We start from the raw sequence: 16,952 nt of genomic DNA on the forward strand, positions 1-16,952 counted from the left end.
AAAGCAGCTTGAGCACAGCGTTGGTCACCCGACCCGAGCCGGCGGGCCTGTTCACCCGGGTCGGCGGGCTGCGGCACACGTCGCCCGGCCGGCTCAAGCTGCTGCTCACCACGCTGCTCACGCTCGGCCTGCTGGCCGGGCTGGTGGCGGCGGTGGCCGGTCAGTCGGCCCGCGCGGGCACCCACGACCTGGGCGCGCGGGCCCAGCCGCTGCTGCTCGAGGCCGAGACGATCTACTCGGCGCTGGCCGACGCCGACACCACGGCGGCGCAGGCCTTCCTCGCGGGCGGGCTCGAACCGGCCACATTGACCGAGCGCTACGACGACGATCTGCAGCGGGCCACGACCGCGCTCACGTCGGCCGCCCGCCGCACGCCCGCCGAGGGCACCGCGGCCGACGCGGTGCGCACGCTGAGCGCGGGCGTGGCCGAGTACGCGGCACTGGTCGCGACCGCGCGGGCGAACAACCGCCAGGGCCTGCCGGTCGGGGCGTCGTACCTGTCCGAGGCCTCGAAACTCAACCGGGAGACCCTGCAACCGCAGGCGCGGGCCCTGTTCCGCACGGCGCAGTCCGAGGTCAACGACGGGTACGGCGCGGCCGCCGCGCTGGGCTGGATGACCCTGCTGCTGCTCCTGCTGGCCGGGCTGCTGATCGCCCTGCTGCTGGTCCAGCGCTACCTGAGCCGGCACACGCACCGCACGTTCAACGTGCCGCTGGTGGCCGCGACCGCGCTGACCGTGCTGCTGGGTGTCGGCGCGCTCGCGCTGGTCGTCAACCAGCAGTCCCACCTCGACCTGGCCGAGGACGAGGGCTCGGGCCCGGTGGCGTCGATCGCCGAGAGCCGCATCCTGGCCCTGCAGGCGCGCGGCGACGAGGCGCTGACGCTGGCCGCGCGGGGCAGCGGCGCGGCGTACGAGAGCGACTTCGACGCGATCACCGAGCGGCTCACCACGCGCGGCGGCCCGCTCATCAACGAGTACGCCCGGCTCGACCCGGAGCTCGGCCACCTGATGGACCGGGCCGCCGACTCGTACCGCTCCTACGTCAAGGCGCACGACCAGGTGCGGGCGCTCGACGACAACGGCAACTACGACGGCGCGGTCGAGCTGGCCATCGGCAACCAGACCACGCAGACGTTCGAGAGCCTGCGCAGCGATCTCGACTTCGCCCTCGAGGACCGCAAGGCGTACTTCACCCGGGAGATCGGCGAGGCGTCGGGCGGGCTCGGCCTGCTCACCGTCCTCGGGCCGCTGCTGGCGTTGCTGATCGCCGGTCTGGCCTACGTGGGCCTGCGGGCACGACTGGAGGAGTACCGCTGATGCGCCGGACGATCGTCGCCGCCACCGCCGTCGTGCTCGCCCTCGGCCTGGCCGCCTGCTCGGCCGACTCGTCGTCGCTGTCGGGCGACATGGCCACACAGCCGCTGGTCGCGGTGCCCGGCCCGGCGCCGGCCCAGGGCGCGAGCGAGGCGCCGGCCTGCGACCCGCGGGCCAGCCTGCCTCCGCTGAGCCCGATGCCGCCGGCCGGCCGGATGCCCGGCGGCAGCTACATGGAGACGATCCAGAAGCGGGGCCGGCTGATTCTCGGCACCAGCCAGGACACACTGCTGTTCAGCTCGCGCAACCCGTTCTCGGGCGAGATCGAGGGTTTCGACGTCGACATGGGCCGGCAGGTCGCCGCGGCCATCTTCGGCGACCCGGACAAAATTCAGATCAAAGTCATCGGCTATGACCAGCGCGTCTCGTCAGTCGTTTCCGGTGCCGTGGATATCGTCGCGGACACCATGACGGCCAACTGCGAACGCAAGCAGGACGTGAACTTCTCCAGCATCTACTACGAGGCCGGGCAGAGTGTTCTCGTCTCGACCAGCTCCGGGGCCAAGACGATCGAGGACCTCGGCGGCAAGAAGGTCTGCTCGGTGCAGGGCTCCACGTCGTTCGACAACATCGCCAAGGTGAAGACGAAGCCCGTCGCGGTGGCCCGCTCGGCGTTCGGCGACTGCCTGGTCGCGTTCCAGCGCAACGAGGTCGACGCGGTCACGACCGACGACACCATCCTGGCCGGCATGGCCGCCCAGGACCCGTACGCCAAGGTCGTCGGCCCGAAGTTCACCGAGGAGCCGTACGGTATGGCGATGCCCAAGCAGCATCCGGAGTTCACCAAGTTCGTGAACGCGGTGCTGGCCCGGAACCGCGCGAACGGCACCTGGCAGAAGACGTACGACAAATGGCTCGGCGGCAAAACGGCGGCCCAGCCTCGATGACCGCCCCGACCTACGCCGCGGCCGAGGCCGAGCTGCTCCGCCTGGAGACGGCGGTCGCGGCGATCTCCACCAACCTGGTCGACCTCGACGACAACCCGGCCCGCAAGGAGCTCGACAAGACCCGGCTGACCGGCCGCACGGCCACCGCCTGGAACGACGCGTCGGACGCGCTGACCCGGCTGTGGGACGGCTATCGGCTGCTCACCGAGCTGATCGGCCGGGCCCGGGCGATCAGCTCGCAGCGCCGGATCAGCGACGCCGAGCGGGCCGAGTTCGCGCACGAGGTGCTCGGCGAGTCGATCACGCTGTCGACCGAGGTCGTGCCGCTGGCCCAGCGCGGCCTGCTCGGACCCGGTCACGTCACCACGGTGTGCACGCCGGCCGAACTGCTCTCGGCGATGGAGCGGGCGTTCACCACAGCGGTCGCGGTCGCCACCAGGGCGGGCGAGGTGTGGGACAAGATGCTGCCGGCGGCCGCCGACGCCGCGGCCGCCCTCGATCACGTGCGGCGGCTCGGCGGCGACGCGGTGGTGCTGGCCGAGGCCGACCGGCGGCTCGGCGCGTTCACGGCGGCGCTGGCCGGCGATCCGCTCGGCGTCGACGAGCAGGACCTCCGGGCCGTACGGGCCCTGATCGACCGCGCCGACGCCGAGCGCACCTCGGCCGCCGAGCTGCGGTCGGCCCTCGAGCAGCGGCTGGCCGACGCCCGGCGCCTGCTGGGCGACGTCGCCTCGGCCGCGGCGGCAGCCGAGAAGGCGTACGACGCGGCGGCCGACCGGTTCCGGCCCCGCGACCTGTTCGTGGTCGGCGGCGGCGACCTGCGTCCCGACCTGGCCGCCGTCGAGGCCCTGGCCGCGGCCGGGCACTGGGCGCTGATCAGCCCCCGGCTGGCCGACTGGACCCGGCGGGCCCGTGAGCGCCTGGCCGCCCTGCGCGAGGCGGCCGGGCACAACGCGGGGCTGCTCGCCACCCGCAACGAGCTGCGCGGCCGGCTCGACGCCTATCAGGCCAAGGCCCTGAGCCGTGGGCTCGGCGAGCACCCGTCGCTGGTGCTGCTGCACGACGCGGCCCGCACGGCGCTCTACACGGCGCCGTGCGACCTCACCACGGCCCGCGCGGCCGTGAACGCCTATCAGGACGCGCTCACCGCCACGATCGCGAGGAACGGCCGATGAAGTGCCAGCGGAACTGCCCCGGAACCATCGAGGACGGCTACTGCGACACCTGCGGGATGGCCCCGCAGACCACGCCGGCCACCGCGCCGTCCGCCGTCTCCTACAAGCCCGCACCGGTGCCGACCTCCGTGCCGCAGCAGCGCACGGCCACGGCGCCGACCGGGCCCTCCGCGCGGACGGGAGCGCTCTCCACCCGTACGTCCGGAAGCGGGCGGGCCGGCAGCTCCCGCACCGGCTCCCGGCGCCGCTTCGGCGGCGGCCTCGTCGAGGTCGAGCCGATCGTGCAGGCCGATCCGTCCACCGCCGTGATGGCCAGGGCCGAGGTGCCCGAGGACAAGCGCTACTGCGCCAAGTGCGGCCAGCCGGTCGGCCGGGCCCGCGGCGACCGCGAGGGGCGCACGGCCGGCTTCTGCCCGCACTGCGGCGAGCAGTTCAACTTCACCCCCAAGCTGGTCAAGGGCGATCTGGTCGCCGGGCAGTACGAGGTGGTGGGCCCGCTCGCGCACGGCGGCCTGGGCTGGATCTATCTGGCCGTCGACAAGAACGTCTCGGACCGGTGGGTGGTGCTCAAGGGCCTGCTCAACTCGGGCGACGACGACGCGCTGGCGGCGGCCGTGGCCGAGCGGCGGTTCCTGGCCGAGGTCGAGCACCCGAACATCGTCAAGATCTACAACTTCGTCGAGCACGACGGCGCCGGCTACATCGTCATGGAGTACGTGGGCGGCGAGTCGCTCAAGGGCATCCTCAAACAGCGCCGGCCCGACCCGCTGCCGGTGGACCGGGCGCTCGCCTACATCCTCGAGATCATGCCGGCCTTCGGCTATCTGCACGACCGTGGCCTGATCTTCTGCGACTTCAAGCCGGACAACGTCATCCAGTCGGGCGACCAGATGAGGCTCATCGACCTCGGCGGCGTGGTCCGCTTCGACGACATGGACGCCGCCATCTACGGCACGGTCGGCTATCAGGCGCCCGAGATGGCGACGGCGGGCCCGTCGATCGCGTCGGATCTTTACACCATCGGCCGTACGCTCGCCGTGCTGACCACGGATTTCCGGGGCTACCAGAGCACGTTCAAGGACAGCCTGCCCGATCGCGGCGAGTTCGAGGTCTACCGCCGGCACGAGTCGTACTACCGGCTGCTGCAACGGGCCACGCGCACCGACCCGGCCGAGCGGTTCGTCGACGCGGCCGAGATGACCGAGCAGATGCTCGGCGTGCTCCGGCAGGTGCTGGCGGCCGACGGCACGCCCCGGCCGGCGGCGTCCCGGCTGTTCACCGGCGAGCTGCGCACCGACCTGAAATCGGACAAGCCCCGCTGGCAGGACCTGCCCAGCCCGCTGATCGACCTGACCGACCCGTCGGCCGCGTTCCTGGCCTCGGTCACCGTGACCGACCCGGCCGAGGTGCTGGCCCTGCTCAAGGGCGCGCCGGCCGAGACCTTGGAGGTACGCCTGCGTGCGCTCCGGGCCGAGATCGACCTGGGCCTGCGGCACGGGTACTTCGACGACGCCCGGGCCGCCCGCGACGCGCTGATCCGCAGCGAGGGGGCCGAGTGGCGGGTGGCCTGGTACGACGGGCTGCTCGCGCTGGCGGTGGAGAATTACGACTACGCGCGGGAGCGGTTCGAGGCCGTGTACGCGGCGCTGCCGGGTGAGCTGGCGCCGCAGCTGGCGCTCGGGCTGGCGCTGGAACTGGCCGGGAACCACCAGGGCGCGGCCGGCTACTACGACGTGGTCAGCCGCACCGACCCGGCCTACACGGCGGCCGCCGCCGGCCTGGCCCGGTGCCGGCTCACGACCGGCGACCGGGCGGGGGCCGTCGAGGCGTACAACCGGGTCCCCGGCACCTCCGCGGCCTATCGCAGCTCCCAGGTCGGCGCGGTGCTGGCCCTGGTGCAGTCGCACCCGAGCGCGGCCGCCGACGTCGACTCGCTGGCCGCGGCGGCCGAGCTGATCGACCGCCTCGAGGTGGAGGCGGCCCAGCTGGCGGCCCTGCGGGTCGAGCTCCTCGAACAGGCCCTGGAGACGATCAAGGGTGGCGCCAAGCTGCCGGCGGCGGTTCTCGGCGCCGCCCACACCGGCGAGGTCCGCGAGCGGGAGGTGCGGTTCGCGCTCGAGGCGGGCTATCGGGAGATGGCGCGGGCGGCGCACGGCCCCGACAAGATCGCGCTGGTCGACCTGGCCAACGCGGCCCGCCCCCGGACCCGTACATGAACGGCGTACTCTCTGAAAATTTGCACCACTACGACGGCGAGGCACGATGACGATGACCGAGTGCGCCTCGTGCGCCGATGAGCGCGCTGCCGGGGCGGCCTTCTGCGAGAGCTGCGGGCGGTCGCTGTCCGCCGGACCGGCCTGCCCGCACTGCGGGGCGGCCGGCGCCGTCGGCGAGGACGGATATTGCGGGCAGTGCGGCATGCTCGCCGTCCGGCCCCGCGACCACCTCGAGGTCGACGGCGGCGAGGTGGCGGCGGCGGCCACCGACCGCGGGCAGCGCCACCACCGCAACGAGGACGCGATGTGGCTGGCCGTGCGGGGCGCCGACGTCGACGTGGTCGTCTGCGACGGCGTCTCCTCGTCCTTCGACCCGGACGTGGCCTCGGCGACCGCGGCCGGCGCGGCCGGTGAGGCGCTGGCCGCCTCGGGCGACGTGGGCGAGGCCATCCTGACCGCGAAACAGGCGGTGGCCGACCTGGCCGGCGACGGCGATCCCCGGCGGGCCGTGTCCAACCCGGCCTGCACGATCGTCGCCGCGGTGGTGCGGGGGCCCGAGGTGACGTACGGCTGGATCGGCGACAGCCGCGCCTATTGGATCCCCGCCGAGGGGCCGGCCCAGCAGCTCACCGAGGACGACTCGTGGGCCACGCACGTGATCGCCCTGGGCGTCGACCCCGAGGTGGCGATGCGCGACCCCAAGGCGCACGCGATCACCGGCTGGCTCGGCGCCGACGCCGGCTCGGTGCAGCCGCGCGGATCGTCGTTCACCGTCACCGAGCCCGGTCATCTGGTGCTGTGCAGCGACGGGCTGTGGAACTACCTGACCGACCCGGCCGCGCTGGCCGCCGCCGTCCGGACCGGGTTGCACGAGCACGGCACTCTGATCAATGCCGCCCGGTACCTGACGGACTACGCCAACAACGCCGGCGGCGCCGACAACATCACTGTCGCCCTGGTCCCCGTCCAGCCCCTGAAAGAGGAGTAGGGATGTCGTACACCGCCGAGGCCTTCCAGAACGAGTACCTCGCGCTCGGCGCGGCCGAGGTCAACGCGATCGTCACCGTCACCTCCTCCGGCTCCGAGGGCGGCCGCCGCACGTCCGGCGCCACCGAGATCATCATCGTCGACGCGTCCGGCTCCATGCAGGCCGAGGGCCGCATCGGCGCCGCCCGCCAGGCGGCCAAGGCGGCCGTGGCCTGCATCGACGACGGCGTGCACTTCGCGATCATCGCGGGCGTCGGCACCGCCCAGCAGCTGTTCCCGGCGCCCGGCCAGCTCGCGGTGGCCTCGCCGCAGACCCGGTCCGAGGCGTCCTGGTCGATCGACCGGCTCCAGGCCAGCGGCGGCACGGCCATGGGCGCCTGGCTGCTGCTGGCCGCGCAGCTGTTCGCGCAGCGCCCCGGCGACATCTCGCACGCGATCCTGCTCACCGACGGCGACAACGGCGAGCGCCAGGGCTATCTCGAGAGCGTCCTCGACTCGATCGCCGGCCGCTTCACCGTCGACTCCCGCGGCGTCGGCACCAACTGGAAGGTCTCCGAGCTCCGCAAGATCGCGGACGCGATGCTCGGCACCGTCGACATCGTGGCCCAGCCGGCCGATCTGGCCGCGTCGTTCGAGCAGATGATGACCAACGCCATGGGCAAGACCAGCGCCGACGTCCAGCTGAAGGTCTGGACGCCGGTGAACTCCACGGTCCGCTTCGTCAAGCAGGTCGAGCCGCAGGTGGCCGACCTGACCGGCAAACGCGTCCAGGACGGCCCGCGGGCCGCGCGCTACCCGCTGGGCTCGTGGGGCAAGGAGAGCCGCGACTACCACATCTGCGTCGACGTGGCCCCCGGCAACGCGGGCGACGAGATGCTGGCCGCGCGCGTCTCGGTCGTCGAGGGCGACACGGTGCACGCGCAGTCGCTGGTGCGGGCGGTGTGGACCGACGACACGGCGCTGTCGACGAGGATCAACCGGCAGGTGGCCCACTACACCGGGCAGGCCGAGCTGGCCGACGCGATCCAGGCCGGCATCGAGGCCCGCAAGGCCGGCGACGACCGTACGGCGACCCTGAAGTTCGGCCGGGCCGCGCAGCTGGCCCACGCCAGCGGCAACACGGCCACCGAGGAGCTGCTGGCCACTGTCGTCGAGATAGAGGACGCGGCCACCGGCACGGTCCGGCTGCGGCGCAAGGTGGCGGCGGCCGACGAGATGGCGCTCGACACCCGCTCGACGAAGACCGTGCGGGTGGGGCGCGGCCAGTGACGACGTACGCCTGCCCCAAGGGCCATGCCTCCGAGACCGGCGACTTCTGCGACACGTGCGGCGCCAAGATCGCCTTCGAGGCCGCGCCCGCGCCGTCCGCGACCATCGACCTGGCGTCGGCGCCGGTCCCGCCCGCCGGCGGCACCCCCTGCCCCAACTGCGGCACCCCGCGCGCCGGCACGAGCCGCTTCTGCGAGGACTGCGGCTACGACCATTCGACCGGCCGCGTGCCCACCCTGACCGAGCCGGCGGCCGAGGCCGCACCGGCCCAGGGCTGGACGGCGACCATCGAGGCCGACCGCAAGTACTTCGAAGAGAACGCCATCGACGGCATCGACTTCCCGGCGACGCCGGCGTCACGACTGATCACCCTGCCGCCGCCGCAGATCCGCATCGGCCGCAAGAGCTCCTCCAAGGGCACCCACCCCGAGGTGGACCTCTCCGACGACGACCCTGGCGTCTCGCACAGCCACGCCCTGCTGACCCTCAGCGTCGACGGCGTCTGGCTCGTCTCCGACCTGGGCTCCACCAACGGCACGTACATCAACGACGAGCAGACCCCGCTGACCGCCGGTGACTCCCGGGCCCTGAAGGACGGCGACCGCGTCCACGTGGGCGCCTGGACCACCCTGACCCTGCACGCACCCACCACCTGAACCCTGGGTGACATGTCGGCGAGTCGGGGTCATGCCCCGTCCCGCCCGTGCAGGATGGAACCGTGGAGACGGATCTTCAGCTGGCCCAGCGCGCCGCCCTGACCGGCGCGACGGTCGCCCTGCCGCACTTCGCCGCGCTGGCCGAGCTGCCGCGCGAGCTCAAGGCCGACGGCTCGGTCGTCACCGCGGCCGACCGGGCCGTCGAGGCCGCCATCCGCGAGGTGCTCGGCGAGGCCCGCCCCTCCGACGCCGTCCTCGGTGAGGAGGAGGGCCAGACCGGCGAGCCCGGTGGCCGCCGCTGGATCATCGACCCGATCGACGGCACGGCCCTGTTCGTGGCCGGCGACACCCGCTGGCTCATCCTCATCGCCCTGGAGGAGGCCGGCGAGATCACCACCGCCGTGGCCGCGCACCCCGCGCAGGGCAGCCTGTGGTGGGCCGCCCGGGGCGCCGGCGCCTTCGAGGGCCGCGTCGTGGGCGGGCGGGTCGTCGCCGAGACCCGGGTCCACGCCACCTCCGGCGACGCCGGCACGCTGACCGGGAGCCGCTTCGCCGTCGTGCCCGAGGACTGGGCCAAGGACCTGGTCGCCCCCATCAAGGCCCTGACCCCGGCCGTCCCCTGGCCCATCCACCCCGCCCTGATGATCGCCCGGGGCGACCTCGACGTGGCGGTGCAGACCGGCGGCCAGATCTGGGACTTCGCCGCCACGTCACTGATCGTCCAGGAGTCCGGCGGCACGTACAGCGGCATCGACGGCCGCCCCACGCCCGGCCCGGGCGCCTCCGTCTACGCCCGGAGCGACGCCCTGCGCCGGGCGGTGGTCGATCTGGTCGGCGCGCCGGCCACTACCTAGCCCGATCACCGTCCGCCGTACATGAAAGACTTCCCTCCTATGACGACGCCGCAGCAACCGGAGAACGCCCCGCCGCCCGAGGCCCCGGCCCCCTCGGAGCCGCCCTCTCCCTGGGCCGCTCCCGACGCCGCGCCGCCGTCGTACTCCCCCGGCCTCTTCACCGACTCCCCGGCGCCCGGCACCACCACGGTCGCCCCGCTTCCCGGGTACGAGCAGGAGGCGCCACGCCGCCGCACCGGTTCGGTGCCGCTGCTGCTGACCGGCCTGGCCGGCCTCGTGGTGGGCGCCCTGGCGGTCGGCGTCGTCTGGGCCGCCAGCTCCTCGTTCGGCGGCGACGAGTCGAACGCGGACGCCGACGTCAAGGCTTCCTGCGCCATCCTCGACCGTCTCCCGAGCACGTGGACGCGGGAGACCTTCGACCTGGCCAACACCAACCGCCTGGCCGCCGCGTACGCCCTGGCCGCCTCGGCCGCGAAGGACGACAGCCGCTACCAGACGCTGGCCCAGGCCGAGCAGACGGCCCACCAGGCGTCACTGTCGTTCCAGTTCGACATCTTGTCGATCCGCGTGCAGGACGCCCGGAACGAGTGCGACAAGCTTTAATCACCGGCATGGATATCTTGTCCGGCCCGGCCGTCACGGCGCATCCCGAACGCCCCACCGTGGGCATCCGCGTCACCACCCCGTTCCGCGGCATGTTCGCGGTCCGCGACGAGTTGATGCGGGAGTTGTACGCCTGGCTGGACGCCCACGGCGTCGACCATGGCACCACTTTCTTCCGCCTGCACGTGGTCGACATGAACGCCGACATGCAGGTCGAGGTGGGTGTGGTCACGGCATCCGCCGTGGACACGGTTTCTTCGCGCGTCACGGCCGGCGTTCTGCCCGCCGGCCGCTACGCCACCATGACCTACGTCGGCCACGGCCGCCGCGCCAACGGCACCTTGATCGACTGGGTGAACGCCGGCCCCGAGTCGTTCGACCGCACCGAGGAGCCGGCCGGCGACCGCTTCGCGTGCCGCTACGAGGCGTATCTGACCGATCCCCGCTCCGAGCGCATGAAAACAAAGTGGCAGATCGAACTTGCCATCCGCCTGCGAGACTGACCCTTGACGTACGTCGTACGCTGGCCGACTTTGATCGTGACGCGGGAATGATCATCGGCATCGAGCACGCCGCATCCACTTCGGTGCCGGGCCTCGCGGCCAAACCGATCGTGGTGGTGGTGTGGGCACCTCATGTTCGTCGATGCCGAGAAGACCTGCACCTGCACGCGTGGCCTCCTCCGGACCAATTGGGTGGTGGCCGCTGACTCGAGCCTCGTAACGTTCTGTACTCACCGTTCCCATTCCAGGGTGATCCTGGCCTTGCGGGGCAGCGCCAGGTAGAGCAGGCCGGTCGCGGCGACCAAGGCGAGCCCGCCGTGGAACTTGGTCTCCAGGCCGGGCGGGACCACGCCGAGCGCCTGGGTGAGCGAAGAGGCGAACAATGTGCTGAAGCCGGCGGTGGCAACGATCTTGACCTTGCGGTTGGCGGTCGGGTTGGGGTGGCTGTTCGGGATCGTATGGCGGGTTTTGGGCATGCGGGAGCCGTCCGCGTCAGCGGGCATGCAGCACTCCGGAAGAACGAGTGTGGAGAGCCTGGAGGCGCCGCTCGCTACCGTTTGCGGGTTGCGAGCGGCGGCTTCCGTCGTAGGCGGGACGAATTCAGCCGAATGCTGGCCTGGTCCTCGGCCTCGTCGTGGCAGGGGTGTGGAGTTCGCCGGGCTGTCGGCTGGTGAAGTCTTTGCCCAACCGGTCCAACTTCCTGCGGACGCGCTCGCCGAAGGCCGGCGGCTGTCCGGCGGCTGCGGCTGCCAGATCCCAGGTCATGCCGTCGTGAACTGCGTAAAGGTCAGCGACTTCCCGCTCGCCGGGCTTGAGCTTGTCGAGGACGCGGTCGATGCGGGGGTCGCGGAACTCGGGCGAGCCGAGGACGAGGTCCTCGGAGGAGCGCGGATCGGCCAGCGCCTCAGCCAGGGTCAGGACCACATCGCTGTCGCTGCCCTCCTGCCCCAACGGCGCATGCAGAGACACGACGTGGCGGTGCCGAAGCTTGGTGTCGCCGATCAGCCGGTGGTTGCGGTGCAGTTCCCTGATCCGCTTGAAGAGCACCTTCTTCACGTTCTCCGGCGCCGCCTTCATCCAGGCGTCTTCGAGCAGGGCCTCTTTCGCGGCCTCAACGTGTGGCTGCCCATTGGGGAAGAGGTCCAGGATTCTCAGCATGAATTCCCGGACGATCTCCTCGCTGTTCTCCTCATGGATGATCGCCTTGCGAGCTCGGACGGCCGCACGGAAGACCGCGCGGACCCCCAACGCGAGGAGCGTCTCGGTCAACGCCGACCAGTCAGGCCACCTCATGTCGCGGACGATCGTCACGATGTCCGTGATCGGCCGGACGAGCTCGGCAAGGTCGGGCAACTCCCAGCTCCAGGAGCCGGCCATCGAGCTGACCTGCTGCCGCAGCTTCGCCCGGTAGGTCATGAAGCCGGAGGCCCAGTCCCGCGTGTGCCGGAATGCGCCCGTGAACCAGTTCGAGCTGCGGGTCACCGCGTCCTGGAAGCGCTGGGTGACGCTGAAAACCGGCCAGGCGGCCGCGGCGATCTGCTCCTGGATGCGACGCAGCGCCTCGAACATCGGGGCCCGAACCAGGCTCTGGAGCGTCTCCTGCAACTCCTCGACCAAGGCGAGCGGGCGGGCCATGTGCGCGATCTGGTCCAGCACTCTCAGCGAGGGGGCAATCCCGTCCAGGAAGGACTGCCTGCCCTTGGCCGTTCCGGCCCAACCAGCGCGGAAGGCTCCACGAAAGCGCGACTCGCGGCTCGGCGCGCGGCGAGCTCGCCCGGCGGCCTCGCGGGCGCTGCGGGTGAGCCGGCGGTCGATCAGCCGCTGATCCGACCGGAAGACAGTGCTGCGGGACATCACCTGCTGCCGGCGCCGGACCGCCACGACCTTCGGCTGCGACACCACAACACGGGGCATGGCCGAGGACAACGCTGCCAAAGGAATCCCCTTGCGGGCCGGCGGGGCGAGCGGATCAGGGCTCTCGGCGGCGGCCGCCTCGTTGTCGTTCATGGTGCTCCTTCGTGTCTGGAGTGGTTCTCCTACTCCTCCAGGCCGTCAGAGCGGGGTACCGGCAAAAAATCTTGGAACTTTCTTGGGCAGCGCCATCCGACCTTCGTCGAAGGGCTTCGGCTGACGTGAATTCTATGAGGTGGGGCTGACAAAGCCGAGGCGAGCGGGCTCGTCCCCTCACCTCCCTGCGCCGGTCGCGGACCTGCGGCAGGGCACGGTTTGCCTCGCCAGCGACGTCGCGCGGGTCTTCGCGGCCGACGGCTGCAGTCAGGCCCGGGTGGCGCGCAGGGCCGTCAGGACCGCTGTGATCTCGGGGCGCGGGGCGGCCGGACGCCGGACCGCGGCCGTGATCCGGCGGGTCACCGGCGGGGACAGCGGCCGGGTGGCCACCCGGTAGCGCGGGTCGACGGCCAGGCGGGGCAGCAGGGCTATCGAGCCGCCGTTCTCCACGTGGTGCAAGGCCAGCATGTAGTTGTTGAAGCGGCAGATCACCCGCGGTTCGAAGCCCGACTCCCGGCACAGGCGGGTGGCCAGCTCGGACATGTACGAGCCGGTCACGTCGAACGTCCAGCGCTGGTCGGCGCACGCGGTCAGCGGGACCGACTCGTGTGCCGCCAGCGGATGGGAGGCGGGCAGCACCAGCACCACCTCGTCCGAACCTATCGGGACCAGGTCGATGGCCGGGTCCAGGGAGTGCCCGACGAAGTCGGTCGTGGTGATGATGACGTCGGCGTCGCCCCGGCGCAGGGCCGGCATGCTCTCGTGGGGTTCCAGTTCCAGCAGCACCACCGTCACGTCGGGGTGCCGAGTGGCCAGGAGGTCGACGGCCGGCGAGGCCAGCGCGTGGACCGCGCTCTGGAAGGCGGCCAGCGTCACCGTGCCGGCCGGCTCGTCGGCCAGGCCGCGCAACTCGGCCTCGGCCGCGTCCATCAAGGCCAGGATCTCGCGGGAGCGGCCGGCCAGCAGCACGCCGGCCGCGGTGAGGCGTACCCGGCGGCCGGTGCGTTCGATCAGGGCCGTGCCCGTCTCGCGTTCCAAGGTTGCCAGTTGCTGCGACACCGCCGACGGGCTCAGGTTGCCTCGCTGCGCCACGGCGCGCACCGTGCCGTACACCGCAAGCTCGGTCAGGAGGCGCAGCCTCCAGGGGTTGAGGGTCACGACCCGTCACTGTACGGCTGTGCTTAACAGCGACGGCGCAAATGTGAAATGGACGTGGGCAGTGCGGGGTGGCAGCGTCGCAGGCATGGACGACTTCTGGGGAGACGCCGAGCGGCACCTGATCCGCTACAACGGCGCGGGACGGTTCGTGCCGGAGATCATCGAGCGGGCCGAGGGGAGCTTCGTCTTCACGGCCGAGGGGCGTCGCCTGCTCGATTTCACCTCGGGGCAGATGAGCGCCATCCTCGGCCATTCCCACCCGGCCGTGGTCGCCACCATCCAGCGCCAGGCGGCCACGCTCGACCACCTGTTCAGCGGCATGCTCAGCCGCCCGGTGGTCGACCTCGCCCGCGATCTGGCCGGCACGCTGCCCGACCCGCTGACCAAGGTGCTGCTGCTGACCACCGGGGCCGAGTCGAACGAGGCCGCGATCAGGATGGCCAAGCTCGTCACCGGGCGCCACGAGATCATCTCGTTCGCGCGGTCGTGGCACGGCATGACCCACGCGGCCGCCGCCGCCACCTACAGCTCGGGGCGCAAGGGGTACGGGCCGGCCGCACCCGGCAACTTCGCCATCCCCACGCCGAACGCCTATCGACCCGACTTCCTGACGGACGGCGAGCTGGACTGGCGGCGGCAGCTGGAGTTCTCCTTCGACATGTTCGACGCGCAGTCCGTGGGGAGCCTGGCCGCGTGCATCGTCGAACCGATCCTCAGCTCGGGCGGCGTCATCGACCTGCCGCCGGGATATCTGGCCGCGCTGCGCGACAAGGTCCACGAGCGGGGCGGCCTGCTCATCCTGGACGAGGCGCAGACCGGGCTGTGCCGCACCGGCGACTGGTACGCGTTCGAGCGCGACGGCGTCGTCCCGGACATCCTGACGCTGTCCAAGACGCTCGGCGCCGGGCTGCCGCTGGCCGCCGTGGTCACCAGCGACGAGATCGAGCAGACGGCCCACGAGCGCGGGTTCCTGTTCTTCACCACGCACGTCTCGGATCCGCTCGTCGCCGCCGTCGGGAACACGGTCCTTCAGGTGCTCAGGAGTGAGGCTCTCGATCGCCGGGCCGCGGAGCTCGGGACGTACCTCAGCAAGGGCCTGAACGAATTGAGAGAACGCCACGAGGTGATCGGCGATGTGCGCGGGCGCGGGCTGCTCGCCGGCCTGGAGCTGGTCGCCGACCGGGAGACCAGGAAGCCGGCGGACGCGCTGGGCCAGGCCGTGACGCGGCGCTGCCTGGAGCTGGGCCTGCACATGAACGTGGTGCAGCTGCCGGGCATGGGTGGTGTCTTCCGGATCGCGCCCGCGCTGACCGCCACCACCGGCGAGCTCGATCTCGGCCTGGAGATCCTGGACCGGGCGATCACCGACGAGACGGGAAATTAGGTAGCCGCCAGGCCCCGCCGGCGGAGAAGATCCTCGGATGCCCCTGCATGCGGACGAGATCGTGATCGACGCGGAGACCGTCCGCACGCTCCTGCGGGAACAGTGCCCGCAGTGGGCTTCCCTGCCGCTCTCCCCGGCCGGCGGCGGCACCGAGAACACGATGTACCGCCTCGGTGACGAGCTCCTGGTGCGCCTGCCGCGCAGCGTCTCGCGGGCCGCCCCGCTGGTGACCGAGCAGCAGTGGCTTCCGCGGCTGGCCCCGCTGCTGCCGCTGCCCATCCCGGCGCCCTTGTTCGCGGGCCGGCCCTCCGCCGCCTATCCGGCCGCCTGGTCCGTGCTGCGCTGGATCGACGGCGCCCCACCGTCCGACGGCACCGACTGGCCGTCCCTCGGCCGCGACCTGTCCGGATTCGTGGCCGCCCTGCACAGCATCGACCCCGGGGACGCCACGGTCCGGCGGTGGTACCGGGGCGGCGAGCTCGCCCCGTGCGACGAGGACGCCCGCAAAGCCCTCGCCGCGTGCCGCCCCCTGATCGGCGACACCGTCGACATCGACCTGCTGGAAGAGCTGTGGTCGGCCGCGCTGCCCCTCCCCCGCGCCGGCTCGGCCGAGGTCTGGCTGCACACCGACCTCAAACCCACGAACCTTCTCGTACGGGACGGGCGCCTGTCGGCGGTGATCGATTTCGGCGGGCTGACGATCGGCTTCCCGGACGCCGAACACGCACCCGTCTGGGACCTGCCCGAGCCCGCCCGCGAGGCCTACTGGAACGCCGCCGACCTCGACGACGCGACGTGGCAACGAGCCCGGGCCTGGGCCATCCTCATCGGCGCCAGCGGCATCCCGTACTACTGGGACACCTATCCCGACTTCGTCACCGAGTGCCGAGCCCGCCTGGAAACGATCGCCTCGTCGTGTGGCGGTCATGTGGCCCGGGTGTGGCGCTCCCCCGAACGCTGATTCTCGGCCGCCGGAAGGTCCGGCGGGCGAGGAGGCACCGACATGACCACCTACGAGATCGTGGTGCGTACCGGCACCGAGAGTGGCGCCGGAACGGACGCTGATGTGTTCCTGACCCTGTACGGGGAGCGGGGTATCGCACACCAGGTCCAGCTCGGCGACGGGAACGACAACTTCGAGGCCGGCGCGATCGACCGGTTCTACCCCGAGCTGGAGGACATCGGCACCCTGCGGGCGGCCCGGCTCCAGCACGACAACAGCGGCAGCCGGCCCGGCTGGTTCGTCGACCAGATCGTGGTGACCAAGCAGACGCCGCCGATCACGCAATGGGTGTTCCCCGTGCACGCCTGGCTGGCCGCGGACGAGCCCGGCGGCACCGAGCGGATGCTGTTCCCGGCCACCGACGGGGGCCGCGTCATCGCCCGGCCGGAACGCCGGGCCGAGGCCGCGGAGACCGACCTCATGGGCAACTGGGAGTCGGTCGCCAAGGAGCTCGAGACGCGGGTCGGCGGCGCCGTGGCCGACCCGGCCTTCCTGACCACGGCCGCGCTGGCCAACTCGGCCGCGTCCGCCACCGCGTTCTTCGGTGTGGCGCCGGACTTCGCGGGCGGCGGCCGGGGCCTGTCCACGCAGGCCCGCGGCGGCACCGTGGTCCGTGCCTTCTGGTGGGGGTTCCACGTGCAGTTCAGCCACGAGGATCTGGTCACGATCCTCGACTCGGCCGACATGGTGAACACCACGGTGGCGGTGATCGGCGGCAACATCCCGAGCCCGGCCGCGCCGTGGATCAAGATGCTGGCGCCGTTCATCGCGGCCCTGCACGACGGGCTCCGCTCCCTGGACCACGGCAACGGCATCTACGTGAGCATGAGCTGGTTCGCTCCGGGCGTCTTCGTACCGACCACCGTCTGACCTG

At 72.0% G+C, this 16,952-nt stretch carries 17 protein-coding genes; 14 read left to right on the forward strand and 3 right to left on the reverse strand.

Annotated features, from left to right (window positions below):
* Positions 1-8: 8 nt before the first annotated feature.
* From ACQP2X_RS25325 to ACQP2X_RS25375, 11 genes are all read left to right on the forward strand, one after another.
* Complete coding sequence (locus tag ACQP2X_RS25325; RefSeq protein WP_498686009.1) at positions 9-1,319, forward strand: GlnX family signal transduction membrane protein; 1,311 nt, start codon at positions 9-11, stop codon at positions 1,317-1,319.
* Complete coding sequence (locus ACQP2X_RS25330; protein ID WP_498686010.1) at positions 1,319-2,263, forward strand: glutamate ABC transporter substrate-binding protein; 945 nt, start codon at positions 1,319-1,321, stop codon at positions 2,261-2,263. The genes ACQP2X_RS25325 and ACQP2X_RS25330 overlap by 1 nt, the downstream gene beginning before the upstream one ends.
* Positions 2,260-3,438: a hypothetical protein gene (locus ACQP2X_RS25335; protein ID WP_498686012.1), complete on the forward strand. Its 1,179-nt coding sequence runs from the start codon at positions 2,260-2,262 to the stop codon at positions 3,436-3,438. The genes ACQP2X_RS25330 and ACQP2X_RS25335 overlap by 4 nt, the downstream gene beginning before the upstream one ends.
* Complete coding sequence (locus ACQP2X_RS25340) at positions 3,435-5,654, forward strand: serine/threonine-protein kinase (protein ID WP_498686013.1); 2,220 nt, start codon at positions 3,435-3,437, stop codon at positions 5,652-5,654. Before ACQP2X_RS25335 ends, ACQP2X_RS25340 begins: the two co-directional genes overlap by 4 nt.
* 46 nt (positions 5,655-5,700) lie before the next feature.
* Positions 5,701-6,642, forward strand: a complete 942-nt coding sequence (locus ACQP2X_RS25345) for a PP2C family protein-serine/threonine phosphatase (protein WP_498686016.1) — start codon at positions 5,701-5,703, stop codon at positions 6,640-6,642.
* Between the two features lie 2 nt (positions 6,643-6,644).
* Entirely contained in the window at positions 6,645-7,910 is a 1,266-nt protein-coding gene (locus tag ACQP2X_RS25350) for a vWA domain-containing protein (RefSeq protein ID WP_498686018.1), read from the forward strand.
* Positions 7,907-8,566, forward strand: a complete 660-nt coding sequence (locus tag ACQP2X_RS25355) for an FHA domain-containing protein (RefSeq protein WP_498686021.1) — start codon at positions 7,907-7,909, stop codon at positions 8,564-8,566. The genes ACQP2X_RS25350 and ACQP2X_RS25355 overlap by 4 nt, the downstream gene beginning before the upstream one ends.
* A 62-nt stretch (positions 8,567-8,628) precedes the next feature.
* Entirely contained in the window at positions 8,629-9,420 is a 792-nt protein-coding gene (locus tag ACQP2X_RS25360; protein WP_498686022.1) for an inositol monophosphatase family protein, read from the forward strand.
* Between the two features lie 39 nt (positions 9,421-9,459).
* The gene (locus ACQP2X_RS25365) at positions 9,460-10,023 is read left to right on the forward strand and encodes a hypothetical protein (protein ID WP_498686023.1); all 564 of its coding nucleotides are present in this window, start codon (positions 9,460-9,462) and stop codon (positions 10,021-10,023) included.
* An 8-nt stretch (positions 10,024-10,031) separates the two neighbouring features.
* Positions 10,032-10,526 carry a GyrI-like domain-containing protein gene (locus ACQP2X_RS25370; RefSeq protein WP_498686025.1) on the forward strand — a complete coding sequence of 165 codons (495 nt, stop codon included), beginning with the start codon at positions 10,032-10,034 and terminating at the stop codon, positions 10,524-10,526.
* 47 nt (positions 10,527-10,573) lie between these two features.
* Positions 10,574-10,732, forward strand: coding sequence for a hypothetical protein (locus ACQP2X_RS25375; RefSeq protein ID WP_498686026.1), 159 nt, complete (start codon positions 10,574-10,576; stop codon positions 10,730-10,732).
* Between the two features lie 24 nt (positions 10,733-10,756).
* Here ACQP2X_RS25375 and ACQP2X_RS25380 read toward each other — a convergent pair whose 3' ends face one another.
* The 3 genes from ACQP2X_RS25380 to ACQP2X_RS25390 form a co-directional block, all read right to left on the reverse strand.
* Positions 10,757-11,029 (reverse strand): hypothetical protein, encoded by a 273-nt coding sequence (locus ACQP2X_RS25380; protein WP_498686027.1) that lies wholly within the window; start codon positions 11,027-11,029, stop codon positions 10,757-10,759.
* Between the two features lie 97 nt (positions 11,030-11,126).
* Positions 11,127-12,533, reverse strand: a complete 1,407-nt coding sequence (locus tag ACQP2X_RS25385) for a hypothetical protein (RefSeq protein WP_498686029.1) — start codon at positions 12,531-12,533, stop codon at positions 11,127-11,129.
* Between the two features lie 267 nt (positions 12,534-12,800).
* Positions 12,801-13,691, reverse strand: coding sequence for a LysR family transcriptional regulator (locus tag ACQP2X_RS25390; protein WP_498686030.1), 891 nt, complete (start codon positions 13,689-13,691; stop codon positions 12,801-12,803).
* A gap of 85 nt (positions 13,692-13,776) precedes the next feature.
* On the opposite strand from ACQP2X_RS25390, the gene ACQP2X_RS25395 reads away from it, so the two are divergent.
* Genes ACQP2X_RS25395 through ACQP2X_RS25405 form a run of 3 tightly spaced genes read left to right on the forward strand, consistent with a single transcriptional unit; the run spans position 13,777 to position 16,948 of the window.
* Complete coding sequence (locus tag ACQP2X_RS25395; protein WP_498686031.1) at positions 13,777-15,075, forward strand: aspartate aminotransferase family protein; 1,299 nt, start codon at positions 13,777-13,779, stop codon at positions 15,073-15,075.
* A gap of 37 nt (positions 15,076-15,112) precedes the next feature.
* Positions 15,113-16,036 carry a phosphotransferase gene (locus ACQP2X_RS25400; protein ID WP_498686032.1) on the forward strand — a complete coding sequence of 308 codons (924 nt, stop codon included), beginning with the start codon at positions 15,113-15,115 and terminating at the stop codon, positions 16,034-16,036.
* A gap of 42 nt (positions 16,037-16,078) precedes the next feature.
* A complete protein-coding gene (locus ACQP2X_RS25405; RefSeq protein ID WP_498686033.1) occupies positions 16,079-16,948 on the forward strand; it encodes a PLAT/LH2 domain-containing protein in 870 nt (289 codons plus the stop codon).
* The last annotated feature ends 4 nt before the right edge of the window (positions 16,949-16,952 follow it).

Source organism: Actinoplanes sp. CA-131856 (assembly GCF_050956135.1).
In the GTDB taxonomy this organism is placed as follows: domain Bacteria; phylum Actinomycetota; class Actinomycetes; order Mycobacteriales; family Micromonosporaceae; genus Actinoplanes.

Bases quoted from the DNA above. Each gene is read 5' to 3' on its own strand.
- ACQP2X_RS25330 (WP_498686010.1), top strand. From the start codon at position 1,319: ATGCGCCGGACGATCGTCGCCGCCACCGCCGTCGTGCTCGCCCTCGGC.
- ACQP2X_RS25335 (WP_498686012.1), top strand. From the start codon at position 2,260: ATGACCGCCCCGACCTACGCCGCGGCCGAGGCCGAGCTGCTCCGCCTG.
- ACQP2X_RS25340 (WP_498686013.1), top strand. From the start codon at position 3,435: ATGAAGTGCCAGCGGAACTGCCCCGGAACCATCGAGGACGGCTACTGC.
- ACQP2X_RS25345 (WP_498686016.1), top strand. From the start codon at position 5,701: ATGACGATGACCGAGTGCGCCTCGTGCGCCGATGAGCGCGCTGCCGGG.
- ACQP2X_RS25350 (WP_498686018.1), top strand. From the start codon at position 6,645: ATGTCGTACACCGCCGAGGCCTTCCAGAACGAGTACCTCGCGCTCGGC.
- ACQP2X_RS25365 (WP_498686023.1), top strand. From the start codon at position 9,460: ATGACGACGCCGCAGCAACCGGAGAACGCCCCGCCGCCCGAGGCCCCG.
- ACQP2X_RS25370 (WP_498686025.1), top strand. From the start codon at position 10,032: ATGGATATCTTGTCCGGCCCGGCCGTCACGGCGCATCCCGAACGCCCC.
- ACQP2X_RS25375 (WP_498686026.1), top strand. From the start codon at position 10,574: ATGATCATCGGCATCGAGCACGCCGCATCCACTTCGGTGCCGGGCCTC.
- ACQP2X_RS25380 (WP_498686027.1), bottom strand. From the start codon at position 11,029: ATGCCCGCTGACGCGGACGGCTCCCGCATGCCCAAAACCCGCCATACG.
- ACQP2X_RS25385 (WP_498686029.1), bottom strand. From the start codon at position 12,533: ATGAACGACAACGAGGCGGCCGCCGCCGAGAGCCCTGATCCGCTCGCC.
- ACQP2X_RS25395 (WP_498686031.1), top strand. From the start codon at position 13,777: ATGGACGACTTCTGGGGAGACGCCGAGCGGCACCTGATCCGCTACAAC.
- ACQP2X_RS25400 (WP_498686032.1), top strand. From the start codon at position 15,113: ATGCCCCTGCATGCGGACGAGATCGTGATCGACGCGGAGACCGTCCGC.
- ACQP2X_RS25405 (WP_498686033.1), top strand. From the start codon at position 16,079: ATGACCACCTACGAGATCGTGGTGCGTACCGGCACCGAGAGTGGCGCC.